The sequence below is a fragment of the Aquisalinus flavus genome, from assembly GCF_014640095.1.
Lineage (GTDB): Bacteria > Pseudomonadota > Alphaproteobacteria > Caulobacterales > Parvularculaceae > Aquisalinus > Aquisalinus flavus.
This window is the reverse complement of the sequence record NZ_BMGH01000001.1, coordinates 1,954,151-1,969,996: the sequence shown is the minus strand read 5'-3', so window position 1 is coordinate 1,969,996 and position 15,846 is coordinate 1,954,151. Positions and strand designations below refer to the sequence as shown.

The window sequence follows — 15,846 nt, the reverse complement described above, 5'->3', positions numbered from 1 at the left end:
ACACCCCTGAGTTGCCGACATTACAGATGCAGGGTACGCATATTTGGCGGACAGGAAACCTTCTTGCGGCGAATGAATGGCCTGGAAGGCCAACCGGATCGGAAGGCACGAAAATGATATCGAGGTCGACGCAGGCGCGAGAGGATGTCAGGCATGATGCCGGCAGGAGCCACCCGGTGCCGCTCGTGTCGATCATCGTGCCCTGCCACAATGAAGCCGACGTCCTGTCCGAGACATACAGGCGCATCACCGCCGCAGCAGACGCGGAGGTCGGCGCCAGATATGAGTTGATCTTCATCGACGATGGCTCCTCCGACGATAGCTGGGCAATGATCGAGGCGCTGCAGCAAGAAGATGGCCGGGTCGTCGGTATCAAGCTCTCGCGCAATCACGGCCAGCAGCTTGCCAACACGGCCGGGCTGTCGGTATCGCGCGGTGACACCGTGCTGCTGATCGATGCCGACTTGCAGGACCCGCCGGAACTGCTGGGCCAGATGCGGGCGGTCATGGCCGAGACGGGCGCTGATGTCGTCTATGGCCGGCGCCTGTCGCGCAAGGGCGAGACATGGTTCAAGAAGGCGTCGTCGAAGGCCTTCTACCGGCTGCTGGCCCTGAACAGGAAGACACCGTTTCCGCCCGATGTCGGCGATTTCCGGCTCATATCGCGGCGCATCGCCGACATTCTGGAAACCATGCCGGAGGAAGACCGCTATTTGCGCGGCATGATATCCTGGCTGGGCTTCACCCAGGTCGCCATCGACTATGAACGCGACGAGAGGGCGGCGGGGGAGACCAAATATGCGATTGGCGGTCTCATCTCCCTTGCCCGAAGCGGGATCATGGGGTTCTCCATGCTGCCCCTGCGGCTGGCCGGTCAGCTCGCGGCCTTTATGCTGTTGGTCATGCTGTGCGTCATGATTTATTCCGTGGTGCAATGGCTGTCGGGCGAGACCGTGCCCGGCTGGACCAGCCTCGTCCTGATCATTACACTGACGAGTTCGATACAGCTCGCCATCCTGTCGATCATGGGGGAGTATATCGGACGGATCTACATGACCTCGAAGGCGCGCCCGCTGTTCATCATCGACAGGATCGTCGGGCGGGACTAGCTGTCCGCCCCCCCGTCTGCCGGCCCCTCGGGCAGCGGCCGATCGGCAGGGTGGCCGGCAAAGACGACCAGCTTGTTGAGCAGGAAAAACACCAGCGTGTAGGACGCCATGGCGATGAGCTGGACGATACCCGGATGCCAGCCGGACAGGGCGTCGACGCCCCACAACACCGCCTGATTGACCACGAAGGCAGCCGCAAAACATGCAAGGAAAAGCGCCACGCTGCCCTTCACGGCAATCTGGTCGGAGAAGACGAAAAACCTGTTGAGCAGATAGGCAAGGACAAGCGACAAGGCATAACCCGCCGCATTGGCAAGCGCGATGTGCCAGCCCAGTCCCTGATTGGCGATCCAGAAAACCAGAAAGCCGAACACGGTATTGGCGATGCCGGCCACGACGAAGCGCACGAATTGCGGTCCTGCTGCGGCTGCAGGACCCGTCAGGAGTGTTCTGTGGAGGGACCGTAACGGCATTCATCTCTCTTCCGGCGATCGCTGCGAGATCGCTCGAAGTCTGTCCTACCCCGCTATTGTTTACTACCCCGTAAAGCCGCTCAGCATGGGCGGCCCAGCCGCTTTTGCCTTGGACAACCGGGGCGGGTTTGCTACCACCGGCGTAAAGGAAACCGCAGATGACCTCGAAAACGATCCTCCTGACCGGCGGGGCCGGCTATATCGGCAGCCATGTCGCGCTGGTGCTTCTGGAGGCTGGCTATGAGGTCGTCATCCTCGACAATTTCGCCAATTCCTCGCCCGTCGCCGTCAGCCGCATCCGGCAGCTGACGAACAGGGAAGTCCTCCTGATAGAGAGCGATCTGGCGGACAAGGGCAACAATGACGCGACGATAGACCGGCTGAAGGAGATCGGCATTGCCGGGGCCGTTCACCTGGCCGGGCTGAAAGCGGTCGGTGAGTCGGTCGAGAAGCCCGACATGTATTACGATACGAACCTCAATTCGACGCTCAATCTCGTGGCCATCCTCGCCGAATGCGATGCCAGGACGGTCGTTTTTTCTTCGTCTGCCACGGTTTATGGCGACCGCAACAAGAGCCCCGTGGACGAAAACGGGCTGACCGGGCCGACAAACCCCTATGGCATGACCAAGTTTTTCAACGAGCGGATCCTCGCCGACCAGTATGGCGCGGACGAGCGCTGGAAAGTCATCAATCTGCGGTATTTCAATCCGGTCGGCGCCCATCCCACGGGCCAGATCGGGGAAGACCCGCTCGGCACTCCCAACAACCTGTTTCCGTTCATCGCCCAGGTCGCTGTCGGCAGACGCGAGAAGCTCAGCGTTTTCGGCGACGATTACGACACGCCAGACGGCACGGGTGTGCGCGACTACATCCACGTGATGGACCTTGCGGAAGGCCATCGCGCCGCCCTCGACTATGCCCTCGGGCAGGACAGAGGCTTTGTACGGAATATCAATCTGGGGTCGGGGTCGGGCCATTCGGTACTTGAGGTGATCACGGCATTCGGCGCCGCTGCAGGGCGTGAGATACCCTATATGATCGCCCCGCGCCGCAGCGGCGATGTCGCCGAAATCTATGCCAATGCCGCGCTGGCAAAGGAACTGCTGGCCTGGCAGACCACCCGCAGCCTCGAGGATATGTGCCGCGACCACTGGGCCTGGCAGTCGCAGAACCCGCAGGGCTATCGCGACGCCGAAGAAAACTGAGCGGCAGACCAGACCGGACCGGACCGGACAAGACGGGGCGCGCGACCAAAACACGTACCGCCCGGCCAAGGCGGGAACGCAAGGGTGCAATCGGCTTGCTCTCGGTCCGTTCTGGAGATATTCCGTATTCCGGGAATTGAGGAGATCACCATGGCAGGGCAGTCCAGATCGCGCACGGGTTCAGCACTGGCCCGAGCCGGTTCTTTGTCGACAGGGCTGGTCATTGTGGCCGCGTCCGCGCTGCTCTCCGGCTGCGGGCAGGGGGAGGTCAGGGCGGTCAATGGCGCTGCGCCGGAGCTGCGCGATGCCAGGGCCATCAATGAGCGCCTTGGCAGTGACGACCCCGCGCTGGTCGAGCTCCCCGCCGGCACCATCAATCTCAGCGAGCCGCTCAACCTGGACTCGCGCAAGACATTGCGCGGCGCCGGGGCCGGCGTCACGGTGCTGAAGATGAGCGGCGGCATGGAAGAGTTCGCAGTCGGAAACCTTTCTGTCGAGGACGGCGAGACGGATATCACCATTTCCGACCTGACCATCGACTGCAACAGGAAAGCCGGCATGGGTATTTTCATGACCCGCGTGTCGAACCTGCGGATCGAGAATGTCGAGACCATGAACTGCCTGCGCGACGGGCTCCGGGTCAGCGGCAAGGGCGTACCGACCCGGGGTACCTTCATCGACAATGTCTCTTCACACCACAACAAGGACGATGGCGTGATCATCCTGTGGGCATCGCGCGAAGCGCTGATCAGCAATTTGCGCAGCTATGAGAACGGCCGCGACGGTGTCGTCTTCGACCATTCCGAAGGCTCTGCCGTCAATGTCATCGCCAATGCCAATGGCGGGAACGGAATTTTCTTCCGCAATCTCTTTGGCGGCAGCTATGTCAATATCTCGGCCACGCGGAATGGACGCCACGGGCTCTATCTGCAGGGATTTGTCGGCTCTACCGGTGCGTCGTGGCGGGCCCAGGCCAACAGCCAGAAGGAAGAGGGCAAGTTCGACGAGATCTTCCTGACCGACTCTGCCGAACTCAGCTATGGCATATCGCGCGACTCGGTCGTCACCGGCGTCGTTACCGGCAGCGGTCCGGAGTTCGGCACGCCTCCGGCGCGATATGGCATCACCTGGCATTCCGCCGATGTCGATATTGAATTCGCCAATGTCCGCTTTGGCGTCACAGCGTCGGGCGATGAATGCCGCGCGCCGGACAATTGCATTGCCGCGTCGGCCTTGAGTGACAGGAATTGACCTTCAGGATCGCGGGAGCCAGCCAGTGAAAAGCCCATCCATTTTCCAGTCCCTCACATCCTCGCTTTTCGGCAGGCAGAGTGCCCAGAAGTGCGACCGGATCGCGCGATGCGTGGCGGATTTCGAGCGCGATGGGTATGTGATCATGCGCGGCGTCGTGGACCATCACCTGATCGATTCGTTCTGGGACGAGGTCGCCCACTTGCAGAAAACCGAAGGCGAGCTGAGCTATGGCTTGTCCGGCGGCGTGCTGAAGAACCGGGATGTGCTTGACGGAACCTATACGGACGATACCAGCCGGTTGCGGATCGTCGGGATCGAGAATTTCAGCGCCGTGGCGCCATCTCTCATCCTCCATCCCTCGATAGCGGACTTTCTCAGCGCCTGGTACGACAACGCGCCGACCTGCATCCAGTCATTGACCTATCGCTATTCGAGCCAGCAGGGTGCCCATTCCGACAAATATCTGGTGTCGCCGCGCAGCGTCGGTCACAAATATGACCGCGACAGCCTCGCGGCATCATGGATCGCCTGCGAGGATGTCGATGAAGGCAACGGTTCCCTGATCATCTATCCGGGCTCCCACAAGCCGGAAAAGAAAACCCTGAAGGAGGACTTCGAGGGCAATTACACGGCCTATGTTTCCTATCTCGAAAATCTGTGTACGAACAGGGGGATCGAGACGGAGCGGTTTACGGCGGCCAAGGGCGATGTGCTGATCTGGCATGGTGACTTCGTTCATGCTGGCGGGCGCATCCTGCAGCCGGAGCGCACGCGCCTCAGCCTGGTCAATCACTACGCCAACCTGACCGCAGAGGACCCCGGCGCAGGCCTGGGCCGCAAGAAGCACAAATATCCCAATGGCTATATCTTCAAGGACGAGGCCGGGACATCAGCGCAATAACATCGGGGCAGTAAAAAAAGTCCTTCCGTATCCGGATATTACCGGCGGAACACGACCGTCTTGTTGCCATTGAGAAAAACCCGGTGCTCCAGATGATAACGCAGGGCCCGCGCCAGCGTGAGGCATTCGACATCGCGCCCGACGGCGATCATGTCGTTGACCGAGTTGAAGTGCTCGACCCGCTCGACCTGCTGCTCGATGATCGGCCCCTCATCGAGATCGGCGGTGACATAATGCGCCGTCGCGCCGATCAGCTTCACGCCGCGTTCATGGGCCCGGTGATAGGGACGGGCGCCCTTGAACCCCGGCAGGAATGAGTGGTGGATGTTGATGATCCGGCCGTGATATTTTCCGGCCAGGCCGGCGGACAATATCTGCATGTAGCGCGCCAGCACGATCGTGTCTGCCTGCGCCTCTTCCAGGATGGCATCGATGCGCGCTTCCGCCTCTGCCTTTGTCGCCGGCGTCACCGGTATGTGGTGGTACGGAATATCGTGCCAATCCGCGAGCTGGCGCAGGTCCGGATGGTTGGAAATGATCGCGGGGATCTTCATGCGGATATCGCCCGTGCGATAGCGAAACAGGAGATCGTTCAGGCAGTGGTCGAGCTTTGAGACCATCAGTACGACCCGCCGCTTCGCGGTGCGCTCGAACAGGTCGACCTGCATGCCGAGCCGGGTCCGCAGAGGGGCAAACCCATCCATGAAGGCATCGGCATCGAACCCGGCCAGGGTCGGGCGGAACCGGATGCGCATGAAGAAGCGGTTGGTCTGCGGGTCGCCATAATCGGAGGATTCCTCGACGAAACAGGCATGACCGGCAAGGTGCCCGGTCACTGCGGAAACGACGCCGATCTGGTCCGGGCAGGACACGTTCAGAATGTAATGCTTGTCTTTCTGGCTCATGGTCTTCGGTCATTCTCCCCCATCGGCACCGGCTGACTTACCATCAGCCGTTTTCAACCGCCGGACGCAATAGCTTATTTCTCTTGCCACCGTATTTTCCGTCTGTGAGGATGGGTCCGGGAGAGAGTTATCATGAGTATCAACAACATTGCCTTTGGCCGTGTCGAGCGGTTTGTATTCGCCTGTTCCAATCCTGCATGCCGTGCCGATATCGAACAGTTCGGCAGGCGGTTGAAGAACAACCATGCCTATGTCTGTCGCAGCTGTGGCCATGCGACCTATCTGGGCGAAGAGGCGATCGAACGATCAATGGCCGGCGCGGGTGCTGCCGGCCTCCGTGCCAACAAAGTGGCGCGGGGCGCAGAAGCGCCGCCCAGTCCCGGTCCCTCGCGCAGCCCGGCCACCCCGGCCTAGCCGGGCCGGCGCAACGCCATGATCTGTCCTCCCGCCGGGAAAAACGTTACCGGCCTTGCGCCTTGGGCGTGATTTTGCGGCGCCGCCATGGTTCAGGGTGGCTTGACGTTTGCGGGTGGACCCGGCAAAGCCGGACGACAGGATAATTCATGACGATAAGGATTCTCTCATGCGCATTGCGATGATCGGTACCGGCTATGTCGGACTCGTTTCCGGGGCATGTTTTGCCGATTTCGGCCATTCGGTCGTCTGTGTCGACAAGGACAAGGACAAGATCGAACGCCTGCTGCGCGGGGAGATACCGATTTTCGAGCCGGGCCTGGACCGTCTCGTGGCCGAGAATGTGGAAGCCGGGCGGCTGTCCTTCACGACCGATCTTGCCGAAGGGATGAAGGGGGTCGAGGCCGTCTTCATCGCCGTCGGCACGCCGTCGCGGCGGGGTGATGGGCATGCCGACCTGTCCTATGTCTACGCGGCGACGGAAGAGGTCGCGGCGCTGATCGACGGCTATACCGTGGTCGTGACCAAATCGACCGTGCCGGTCGGCACCGGTGCCGAGGTCGAGGCGATCATCCAGAAAGTCCGTCCCGACCTGAAGCCGGGGGAGGGCTTCTCCGTCGCCTCGAACCCGGAATTCCTGCGCGAAGGCGCCGCCATCGACGATTTCAAGCGGCCGGACCGGGTGGTCTGCGGGGTTGAGGACGACAGGGCCAGGGAAGTCCTGTCGGAGCTCTACCGGCCGCTATACCTGAACGAGACGCCGATCGTGTTTACGCGGCGGGTCACGTCCGAGCTGATCAAATATGCCGCCAACGCCTTCCTTGCGACCAAGATCACCTTCATCAACGAAATGGCCGATCTGTGCGAGAAGGTCGGCGCTGATGTTCAGGCGGTGGCCCGCGGCATCGGCCTGGACAAGCGGATCGGCTCCAAATTCCTGCATGCCGGACCGGGCTATGGCGGCTCCTGTTTTCCCAAGGACACGCTGGCGCTGGTGCGCACCGCCCAGCAGCATGGCGCGCCGGTGAAGATCGTGGAATCCGTCGTCGAGGTGAATGCCGCGCGCAAGCAGTCCATGGCCGCCCGGGTCAAGGCCGCCGCCGGCGGTGACCTCAGCGGCAAGACCGTCGCTGTCCTCGGCCTCGCCTTCAAGCCCAATACCGACGACATGCGCGACTCGCCCTCGCTCGACATCGTGCCTGCGCTGGTCAGGGATGGTGCCACGGTGCGCGCCCACGACCCCGAAGCGATGGGTGAGGCGCGCAAGCATTTCGGCGACACGATCACCTATTGCGACGGGGCCTATGAGGCGATGCAAGGGGCGGATGTCCTTGTCATCATCACCGAATGGGACGAGTTCCGGGCGCTCGATCTCGGCCGGGCGCGTGAATTGCTGTCAGCGCCGGTCATCGTCGATCTGCGCAATATCTACCCGCCGGCGGAAATGGCCGAAAAAGGGTGGGCCTACACATCCATCGGGCGCTAGGAGGGGGTCGGCCGTGCGCGGGCTCGCAAGCTGTTTGGGCCGCGCACGAACACCGCGCTTGTTTTTTCTGTCGCAAATCTCCTAAACAATCATCACACTCGGTTCACAAAGCGCTAGCACCCGTCATTGCCAGCGCGCTCACTGTATAGGTAAGGAAATCCTGATGGCCAAAGTCATTGTTCTTGGCGGAGACGGCTTTTGCGGCTGGCCGACCAGTCTGCATTTGTCCAAGCGGGGTCACGACGTGATCATTGTCGACAATTTGTCCCGCCGCAAGATCGACATCGAACTCGAAGTCGACTCGCTGACCCCGATCCGCCCGCTGGGTGAGCGGCTCGCGACCTGGGAAGAATTGACCGGCAGCAAGATCCGGTACGAGAATTTCACCATCGGCGAGAATTATCACCGGCTGCTGACCCTCATCAAAGAGGAAGAGCCCGATGCGATTATCCATTTCGCCGAACAGCGCGCTGCGCCCTATTCGATGAAATCCTCCTGGCACAAGCGCTATACGGTCTCCAACAATCTCAACGCCACCAATGATGTGCTGGCCGCGATCGTGGAGGCGGAACAGGACATCCACCTGATCCACCTGGGCACGATGGGCGTCTATGGCTACGGCACCGCCGGCATGAAGATCCCGGAAGGCTATCTGACCGTGAAGGTGCAAACCGCGGAAGGCCTGGCGGACCAGGAAATCCTCTATCCGGCCAATCCGGGCTCGATCTATCACATGACCAAGACCCAGGATCAGCTGTTCTTCCACTTCTATAACAAGAACGACAAGGTCAAGATCACCGACCTGCATCAGGGCATCGTCTGGGGCACCCAGACCGAAGAGACGCGCATGGATGAGCGCCTGATCAACCGGTTTGACTATGACGGCGATTACGGCACGGTGCTGAACCGCTTCCTGATGCAGGCGGCGGTCGACTATCCGCTGACCGTGCACGGCACTGGCGGCCAGACCCGCGCCTTCATCCACATTCAGGATACGTGCCGCTGTATCGAGCTGGCGCTGACCAACCCGCCGCAGAAAGGCGAGCGCGTCAACATCCTCAACCAGATGACCGAAACCCACCGGGTGCGCGATCTCGCCCAGATGATCGCCGACAAGACCGGGGCCGAGGTTGCCTTCGTCAAAAACCCCCGCAAGGAGGCCGACGAGAACGATCTCCATGTCGCCAATGACCGGTTCATCGGCATGGGTCTGGAGCCGATCACGCTGGATGAGGGCCTGATGGCGGAGGTCACCGAGATTGCCCGGCATTATGCGCAGCGCTGCAATCTGGAGAAAATTCCCTGCATCTCGCAGTGGTAAGGCCTTGCCCGTGATCGTGGCTTGCGCCCTGATCGGCTGAATGCCGGATCCAACGGGGCAGAATTTTTCGAATCGTCCACTGCCCTGCAGGATGGTCCTGCGGGGCAGTTTCTGTTTCTGGCCAGCATGGAGACGGCCTGTCCGGGGCTGTCGACGGGTTCCGGCGCCGCTATCGCCATCTTTTTCACCGCATCGGGCGGGGCTGACCATCCGGCCGCCTGCGGTCATGGCGCTTGAGGCGGCAATGCCAGCATTTGCCTGACACTGAGCCGGGTCTGCCGGATGAGCCGTGTACTGACTAGAAATTCATTCCATGCACGAGGTGCGCAGCTCTCTGTCGCGGTTTGACGGGGTTGCGCTAAAATCCTGCAAGATCGCTGGATTTGTAATCCGGTAAATGCTAAATCCTGCCAGCCTTGCCGACAGGGCCTGTAAATAAATTGTTTACATTTGCTGGTTGCTGTCGCTATGGTGTAACAAAATAACAGAGCCAGGCAATGGCCACAGAGGCGTGGGAAACGACCCGCATACCGGTTTTCGCGGATTGAGAAATAAAGGCGTTGCCTTTTGCAGCGTTTTTTCCCAATCTTGGAACGGGGTGTGATTGGGGACAAACTTTTCCACCCTTTATTTATGGCGCCCAGGGCGTCTTTCTATGGCACCTTGCAGGGTGTTCATGTGTTAACAATTCTGGCGGCCATCCCGGTCGCCTTTGACCGAAGCAATGCGGTAGGTGAACAGGATGATTAAACAAGTCGCTTTTTTGGGAACGGCCATCGCTCTGGTGGCGTCAGCAACTGCGCCGGCTGCGGCCCAGTTCAGTGCTGCTATCGACGTCAGCAAGCAGACCGTCGCTGAGGCAAAGGCCTCCCAGCAGCGGATCGACAGCCTTGACGAAGAGACCAGCCGTCTCCTCGTCGATTATCGCGCGAACCTGAAGCAATACGAGCTTCTGTCGCGCTTCAACCAGTCACGTGCTGTCGAGGTTGAGCGTCAATCGACGCAGATCGAGAACCTCCAGCTCGACGTCGACAACATCGAGAACATCCAGCGCGCCATGCTGCCGCTGATGGAAGAGATGCTCGGAACTCTGGAAGAGTTCATTGCGGCGGACATGCCGTTCCTCGAGCAGGAGCGTGCGCGCCGGATCGAGCGTCTTCGCAGCGTCATGACGGACTCCAACACGTCCGAGGCACAGCGCTACCGCCTGATCATCGAGGCCTTCCAGATCGAAAACGAATATGGCCGCACCATCGAGGCTTACAGTGGTACGGTTGCTGCCGATGGCGGCGAGCTCTCCGTCGAGTTCCTGCGCATTGGCCGTATCGCCCTGATCTACAAAACGGCCGATGATTCGGTCCTGCGGATCTATGATCGCGACGCGAATGCCTTCGTTGATCTCGACAGGAAATATATGTCCGACGTTAAGCTTGGCCTGCGCATGGCCAAGGAACAGACAGCGCCAGCGCTGCTCGGTGTGCCGGTTCCGGCCCCGATCCAGGCTCAGTAAGTAAGGCGAATTGGAAGGAATTCTCGACATGAAACTCATTCGTAAACTAGGCATTTCTCTCGTCGCCGGTGCCGCAGCGCTGTCCGCGTTCGGGACAGGCGCCATCGCACAGACCTCGCTTCAGGATGTTCTGAACGCAGCCCGCGCCGAGCGTCAGGCTGTTCAGCAGACCAACCAGGAGCGTGAGCAACGCTTCCTTGCCGAGCGCAACACGCAACAGCAGAAGCTGGCTGAAATCCGCAGCCAGGTGAATGCGGAAACCGCTCGCTCGAACCAGCTCGACGCTGCCTTCGCAGCGAACCGTGCCCGCGTCGAGGAGTTGCAGGCTGAACTCGACAGCCGTCAGGGCGAATTCGCCGAACTGTTCGGTGCTGCCCGCTCCGCTGCCTCCGACCTTGCATCGCGCCTCGATGACTCGATCATCTCCTCGCAATATCCGGGTCGTTCGGAATCCCTGCGCGAAACGGCCGAAAGCGAAACCCTCCCGACCGTTGTCGAACTGGAAAACCTCTATTTCACGCTGCTGCAGGAAATGGTCGCCCAGTCCGAAGTCGCAACCTATGGCGCTGAAGTCGTTCGTGCCGACGGCACGGCGGAAGAGCGTGAAGTGACCCGCATCGGGCCGTTCTCGGTGTTCAACAACGGCAATTACATGACCTATGAAGGTGGTGAGCTGGAACTTCTGGCCCGTCAGCCGGCCGTCGCCGACGCCCAGTCTGCTGCCCGGACTGTCGAAGGCTTTAGCGGCGACGGTTTCGTCCGCGGTGTCATCGACCCCTCGCTCGGCACGCTGCTCGAGCTGGTTGTCACCCAGCCGTCCATCATGGAGACCATCCAGCAGGGCCGTACCGTCGGCTATGTGATCATCGCCATTCTCGCGATCGGTCTGCTGCTCGGCCTGTACAAGCTGGCAACGCTCTGGGCCGTCAATGGCGCCGTTCGCAGCCAGATGCGCAAGAAGACACCGTCCAAGTCGAACCCGCTCGGCCGTATCATGATGGCTTACGACTCCAATCGTAACGCCGATGTCGAAACGGTTGCGCTGAAACTCGACGACGCGGTTCTGAAGGAAGTGCCGAAGCTCGAGGGTGGCCTCAACCTGATCAAGGTTCTTGCCGCTGTCGCGCCGCTGCTCGGCCTGCTCGGTACGGTTATCGGTATGATCCGGACCTTCCAGGCGATCACCCTGTACGGTACGGGCGATCCGCAGCTGATGGCATCGGGTATCTCCGAAGCGCTTGTCACCACCGTTCTCGGCCTGGTCGCGGCTATCCCGCTGCTCCTCATCCACGCCTTTGCCAGCGGTGCCGCGCGCGGCGTCTCGCAGGTCCTGGAAGAGCAGTCTGCCGGGATGATCGCCGAGCACGCGGAGTCTCGGTCTTAAGGGCAACGCCTGTAACATAGGAGTTCGTTAAATGCCCGAAGCCTTGAATCCACTCAACGCGTTGGACTCGCTGAATAACTTCCTGATCGCCGGTGGAAATGTTCTTTTCATCATCATGATCGCGACGTTTGTCATGTGGGCCCTGATCCTGGAGCGGGTGATCTATTTCACCACTGCCCAGGGTGGCGTGAAATCCCGGGCGGTCCGCGCCTGGCAAGCCCGGTCCGAGCATACCTCCTGGTATGCTCTGGCCGTCCGCCAAAAGCTGCTTTCCGAAGTCAAGCTGGCCGCGAATTCGAACCTGACGGTCATCAAGGGCCTGGTCGCAATTGCACCGCTGCTTGGTCTGCTTGGCACCGTTACCGGCATGGTCGAGGTCTTCGAAGTCATGGCCGTGACCGGATCGTCAAACGCCCGCCTGATGGCGGGGGGGATCTCCAAGGCCACCATCCCGACGATGGCCGGTCTTGTCGCCTCCCTGTCAGGTATCCTGATGATAAACATCCTTGAGCGCGCCGCTGCCAAATCTGTTTCCGATACGGCAGATGCGTTCGACAAGGTCAGAGACTGATAGGACCAAACCATGCGTAGACGATTTGGATCCCAGAACGACGAGACCGAAGTCAACGTCACACCGTTGCTCGACATCGTCTTCATCATGCTGATCTTCTTCATCGTGACGGCGACGTTCGTATATGAAGACGGCTTCAATCCGCAGACGCCGGAGGACACGCCTCCGGACGAGAATAACCCGCCGCCGCCCAGCCTCCTGCTTTACGTGCAGGCTGACGGGTTTGTCTCGGTCGACGATGCCCGCATCATCGATCCGGGCTCGACCCAGCCGGTTGTGTCGGAATTCTTCGCTTCCAACCCGCAAGGTGTTGTCATCGTCAGCGCCGCGCCGAAATCCAAGGTCGGGGTCGCCGTGTCCGTCTATGACGAGGCGATGCAGGCCGGCCGGTCCGTCGGCACGACCAGTGTCACTATTACCAAATCCAGTGAATAGGGCGGTGATCGCCCTGTTCCTGCCAGTTCAGTCAACAGCGATACGGAACTAATATTATGGCAAGACGGCCAATCAGATCTGCAGGGGGTGGCGACGACGAGGACGTCAACGTCACGCCGCTGCTCGACATCGTCTTCATCATGCTGATCTTCTTCATCGTGACTTCGACCTTCATCAAGGAGCCTGGTATCGATACGGATCGGCCGGATGCGCAGATTTCGGAAAAGATCAAGCTCATCGCCCTTCTCGTCGGCATCAGCGACGATGACGAGGTCTGGATCGACAACGAGATCTACGCGATCGACGAGGTGAAGGCCAAGGTTCAGGAGTTGCGTCGTGAAACTCCCAAAGGCAGGGCCGTTCTGCGGGTCGATGCCAATGCCAGCTCCGAGACAATGCTCGATGTGATCGAGCAGATGAAGCAGGCGGGTGAAGAGCAGATTCAGATCGCTACGGAGGAATAAGATGGGATCGATCATCAGATTATTCGTCGGCACGCCGCTGGCAATGCTTGTTACGGTCGTCCTGTTTCTGTTCATGTATTTCCTGATCAGCGGGACTGACCTGGATCTCAACGAGGATGCCGAAACCGTCCGTATCGAGATCGGCCGCCAGATCGAGGATACGCCGGAGCAGACGACCCAGAAGCAGTTCGAGCGCCCGCAGCTCGACCAGCCACCACCTCCGCCGCCAGCGATCAATGACGCCAATTTCCGTCCGGAAGTTGCCGGCGTCAGGGCAGGGGCCCCGACATTCGATGCGAATGTCGATATCGGCACCGGCTTCAACCCGGACCGTGATGCCCAGCCGCTCGTGCGTATCGAGCCGCAATATCCGGATCGCTGCCAGGGCCGTTCGGGCGACATCGAAACTGTCGTTGTCGAGTTCGACGTGGACCCCGCCGGCCAGACGGTGAATGCCCGCGTCGTGCGCAGCACCAACAGCTGTTTCGACCGGAACGTCATCCGTGCCGTCGAGCGCTGGAAGTATCAGCCCAAGATCGTCGACGGCCAGGCTGAGCCGCGCTACGGCGTTCGCACGACCTTCAAGTTCCAGATCCAGGAATAAGCTATCGCACGGCCGGCTCCTTCCCGGCGCCGGCCGTATCACACAGTACAGGCACCCAAGAGCAGTATAATGAGCAAATTGTTCCACAAGTCCTTCATGGCGCTCTCCGCAGGCGCATTCATTCTGGCAGCCGGTGGTGTCATGACGGCGGTCAGCGTACCGTCCGCCTGGGCGCAGGACGAAGAGGAAGAGACCGCCAACCAGTCTCTGTCGTCAGCCGTCGCGACCGAGGTGCAGAAAGCCTACATACTCGCCTCCGAGGAAGAGAAATACGCCGAGGCCATCACGGTTCTCGATCGCTTGCTCGCCAGCCGTGGTAGCAGCATGACGGCTTATGAGCTCGGCACGACCTATGAATTGCGCGCCAGCTTCAAGGCGAACCTGGATAATCCGAACTTCACCTCGATCCTCGAGGATCTGGAGCGTGCTGCTGACTCCGGCGGTCTGCCGACCGACCGTGTGCGCCAGATCCGCTTCAACATGGCGCAGATCTACTTTCAGGAAGAGCGCTATCCGGAAGCGATTCGTCTGCTGACCGAATACATCAATTATCAGGAAAGCGTCGGCGAACCGGTCAATGCCAATACCTATCGCCTTCTCGCCGGTGCCTATATCGCCCAGGACCAGTTCCAGCAGGCCCTCGGCCCGATGGAAAATGCCATGCGCCTGCACCGCCGGGAGAACAACCCGCAGAAATCCTACTATGCGACGATGAACTACATCTATTCGGAGCTGAAACAGGAGAGCAAGCGCGGCGATCTGCTGGTCGAGATGATCAATATCTGGCCGGAAGAAGAGCAATACTGGTCGCAGCTCGCCGGCGCCTATTCCCAGGCCGATCGTGACGAAGATGCCGCCGCTGTTCTGGAGCTTGCCTATCGCGCCGGTATCATCACCGAGCCGAGCAAGATCCTGAACCTCGTCCAGTATTTCACCATCCTGGACAACCCCTATCGGGGTGCCTTGCTGCTCGAACAGGAGATTGCTGCCGGCAATCTGGAGCGGGACCTCGACAATCTGCAGCTTCTCGCCCAGGCCTACAACCTCTCCCGCGAACAGAAGAAAGCCCTGGTGCCGCTGCGTGAAGCGGCCCAGATCGCGCCGACCGGTGAATTGTATTATCGCCTAGGCCAGATTCTGTTCGCCGACGAACAGTGGCAGGAATCGGTCGATGCGCTGACGGAGGCCGTCAATCGCGGCGGTCTGGAAGCGCGCGATATCGGTGACGCATGGCTGCTGATCGGCAATGCCTACTACAATATCGATACCAATTCCGAGGCCCAGCGGGACCGCGCGATCGATGCCTGGAACCGCGCCCAGAACTACAGCAACAGCCGCAGCGCTGCATCGGGCTGGATTTCCTATGTTCGCGAGGTCCGCCGCGTCGAGCAGAACCAGGATCGTGTCGAGCGCCTGCAGCGTGAGGAAGCGTTCAAGAGCGAGCGCCGCCGCTGCCAGACCAACCTCGAGATCTTCGAGCGCCTGGGCAATTCCAGCGGCTTCAGCCAGGAAGATGCCAATCGCTGCGAGACCATACTCGATGCCGAATGGAGCAATGGTCAAATCGTTCTCGCCGACGGGTCTACGGCCGTCGCTGTCGAGGACATCGAATAGAGACAGACACGATCGGATCGAACGATCGTCCAGAAAGGCCCGGAGCATCGCTCCGGGCCTTTTTCTTGTGGGCGGTCATTTTCTTATGGGTAGTCATTCCCGTAGGCCTTCCGCCAACTGGCCGCCTGTCTTTCATGCCGTCTGCCTTGCGTGCCCTGAGCGTCCCGGGGCGACCGGCCCCGATTGACGGGTT

Annotated in this window: 16 protein-coding genes; 14 read left to right on the top strand and 2 right to left on the bottom strand. The window is 60.4% G+C overall.

The genetic code is table 11. The features are described from left to right. The first annotated feature begins 113 nt into the window (after window positions 1-113). Entirely contained in the window at window positions 114-1,109 is a 996-nt protein-coding gene (locus IEV88_RS09115; protein WP_188158742.1) for a glycosyltransferase family 2 protein, read from the top strand. Here the strand turns inward: IEV88_RS09115 and IEV88_RS09110 are convergent. Then, window positions 1,106-1,582 carry a GtrA family protein gene (locus IEV88_RS09110; RefSeq protein WP_188158743.1) on the bottom strand — a complete coding sequence of 159 codons (477 nt, stop codon included), beginning with the start codon at window positions 1,580-1,582 and terminating at the stop codon, window positions 1,106-1,108. The genes IEV88_RS09115 and IEV88_RS09110 overlap by 4 nt on opposite strands. 158 nt (window positions 1,583-1,740) lie before the next feature. On the opposite strand from IEV88_RS09110, the gene galE reads away from it, so the two are divergent. The 3 genes from galE to IEV88_RS09095 all read left to right on the top strand — a co-directional run bounded on the left by galE (window position 1,741) and on the right by IEV88_RS09095 (window position 4,945). Continuing rightward, window positions 1,741-2,790 carry a UDP-glucose 4-epimerase GalE gene (gene galE / locus IEV88_RS09105; protein ID WP_188158744.1) on the top strand — a complete coding sequence of 350 codons (1,050 nt, stop codon included), beginning with the start codon at window positions 1,741-1,743 and terminating at the stop codon, window positions 2,788-2,790. 150 nt (window positions 2,791-2,940) lie between these two features. Beyond that, window positions 2,941-4,041 (top strand): right-handed parallel beta-helix repeat-containing protein, encoded by a 1,101-nt coding sequence (locus IEV88_RS09100; protein ID WP_188158745.1) that lies wholly within the window; start codon window positions 2,941-2,943, stop codon window positions 4,039-4,041. A gap of 25 nt (window positions 4,042-4,066) precedes the next feature. Continuing rightward, complete coding sequence (locus tag IEV88_RS09095) at window positions 4,067-4,945, top strand: phytanoyl-CoA dioxygenase family protein (RefSeq protein ID WP_188158746.1); 879 nt, start codon at window positions 4,067-4,069, stop codon at window positions 4,943-4,945. 38 nt (window positions 4,946-4,983) lie between these two features. Here the strand turns inward: IEV88_RS09095 and purU are convergent, their stop codons facing one another. Further along, a complete protein-coding gene (gene purU, locus IEV88_RS09090) occupies window positions 4,984-5,850 on the bottom strand; it encodes a formyltetrahydrofolate deformylase (protein WP_188158747.1) in 867 nt (288 codons plus the stop codon). 132 nt (window positions 5,851-5,982) lie between these two features. On the opposite strand from purU, the gene IEV88_RS09085 reads away from it, so the two are divergent. The 10 genes from IEV88_RS09085 to IEV88_RS09040 all read left to right on the top strand — a co-directional run bounded on the left by IEV88_RS09085 (window position 5,983) and on the right by IEV88_RS09040 (window position 15,653). After that, a complete protein-coding gene (locus tag IEV88_RS09085) occupies window positions 5,983-6,264 on the top strand; it encodes a hypothetical protein (RefSeq protein ID WP_188158748.1) in 282 nt (93 codons plus the stop codon). Window positions 6,265-6,433: 169 nt separating this feature from the next. Continuing rightward, window positions 6,434-7,750, top strand: a complete 1,317-nt coding sequence (locus IEV88_RS09080; RefSeq protein ID WP_188158749.1) for a UDP-glucose dehydrogenase family protein — start codon at window positions 6,434-6,436, stop codon at window positions 7,748-7,750. Between the two features lie 163 nt (window positions 7,751-7,913). After that, window positions 7,914-9,071 (top strand): NAD-dependent epimerase/dehydratase family protein, encoded by a 1,158-nt coding sequence (locus tag IEV88_RS09075; protein WP_188158750.1) that lies wholly within the window; start codon window positions 7,914-7,916, stop codon window positions 9,069-9,071. A gap of 784 nt (window positions 9,072-9,855) precedes the next feature. Next, window positions 9,856-10,581: a DUF3450 domain-containing protein gene (locus IEV88_RS09070; protein WP_188158751.1), complete on the top strand. Its 726-nt coding sequence runs from the start codon at window positions 9,856-9,858 to the stop codon at window positions 10,579-10,581. A gap of 28 nt (window positions 10,582-10,609) precedes the next feature. Further along, entirely contained in the window at window positions 10,610-11,965 is a 1,356-nt protein-coding gene (locus IEV88_RS09065) for a MotA/TolQ/ExbB proton channel family protein (protein WP_188158752.1), read from the top strand. A gap of 31 nt (window positions 11,966-11,996) precedes the next feature. Then, window positions 11,997-12,536: a MotA/TolQ/ExbB proton channel family protein gene (locus IEV88_RS09060; protein ID WP_188158753.1), complete on the top strand. Its 540-nt coding sequence runs from the start codon at window positions 11,997-11,999 to the stop codon at window positions 12,534-12,536. A 12-nt stretch (window positions 12,537-12,548) separates the two neighbouring features. After that, window positions 12,549-12,971, top strand: a complete 423-nt coding sequence (locus tag IEV88_RS09055) for an ExbD/TolR family protein (RefSeq protein ID WP_188158754.1) — start codon at window positions 12,549-12,551, stop codon at window positions 12,969-12,971. A gap of 56 nt (window positions 12,972-13,027) precedes the next feature. Further along, the gene (locus IEV88_RS09050; RefSeq protein ID WP_188158755.1) at window positions 13,028-13,435 is read left to right on the top strand and encodes an ExbD/TolR family protein; all 408 of its coding nucleotides are present in this window, start codon (window positions 13,028-13,030) and stop codon (window positions 13,433-13,435) included. 1 nt (window position 13,436) lies between these two features. Continuing rightward, entirely contained in the window at window positions 13,437-14,039 is a 603-nt protein-coding gene (locus IEV88_RS09045) for an energy transducer TonB (RefSeq protein ID WP_188158756.1), read from the top strand. A 69-nt stretch (window positions 14,040-14,108) separates the two neighbouring features. Next, entirely contained in the window at window positions 14,109-15,653 is a 1,545-nt protein-coding gene (locus IEV88_RS09040) for a tetratricopeptide repeat protein (protein WP_188158757.1), read from the top strand. Window positions 15,654-15,846: the final 193 nt, after the last annotated feature.

Bases quoted from the DNA above. Each gene is read 5' to 3' on its own strand.
- IEV88_RS09085 (WP_188158748.1), top strand. From the start codon at position 5,983: ATGAGTATCAACAACATTGCCTTTGGCCGTGTCGAGCGGTTTGTATTC.
- IEV88_RS09110 (WP_188158743.1), bottom strand. From the start codon at position 1,582: ATGCCGTTACGGTCCCTCCACAGAACACTCCTGACGGGTCCTGCAGCC.
- IEV88_RS09075 (WP_188158750.1), top strand. From the start codon at position 7,914: ATGGCCAAAGTCATTGTTCTTGGCGGAGACGGCTTTTGCGGCTGGCCG.
- IEV88_RS09115 (WP_188158742.1), top strand. From the start codon at position 114: ATGATATCGAGGTCGACGCAGGCGCGAGAGGATGTCAGGCATGATGCC.
- IEV88_RS09050 (WP_188158755.1), top strand. From the start codon at position 13,028: ATGGCAAGACGGCCAATCAGATCTGCAGGGGGTGGCGACGACGAGGAC.
- galE (WP_188158744.1), top strand. From the start codon at position 1,741: ATGACCTCGAAAACGATCCTCCTGACCGGCGGGGCCGGCTATATCGGC.
- IEV88_RS09060 (WP_188158753.1), top strand. From the start codon at position 11,997: ATGCCCGAAGCCTTGAATCCACTCAACGCGTTGGACTCGCTGAATAAC.
- IEV88_RS09065 (WP_188158752.1), top strand. From the start codon at position 10,610: ATGAAACTCATTCGTAAACTAGGCATTTCTCTCGTCGCCGGTGCCGCA.
- IEV88_RS09080 (WP_188158749.1), top strand. From the start codon at position 6,434: ATGCGCATTGCGATGATCGGTACCGGCTATGTCGGACTCGTTTCCGGG.
- IEV88_RS09040 (WP_188158757.1), top strand. From the start codon at position 14,109: ATGAGCAAATTGTTCCACAAGTCCTTCATGGCGCTCTCCGCAGGCGCA.
- IEV88_RS09045 (WP_188158756.1), top strand. From the start codon at position 13,437: ATGGGATCGATCATCAGATTATTCGTCGGCACGCCGCTGGCAATGCTT.
- IEV88_RS09055 (WP_188158754.1), top strand. From the start codon at position 12,549: ATGCGTAGACGATTTGGATCCCAGAACGACGAGACCGAAGTCAACGTC.
- IEV88_RS09100 (WP_188158745.1), top strand. From the start codon at position 2,941: ATGGCAGGGCAGTCCAGATCGCGCACGGGTTCAGCACTGGCCCGAGCC.
- purU (WP_188158747.1), bottom strand. From the start codon at position 5,850: ATGAGCCAGAAAGACAAGCATTACATTCTGAACGTGTCCTGCCCGGAC.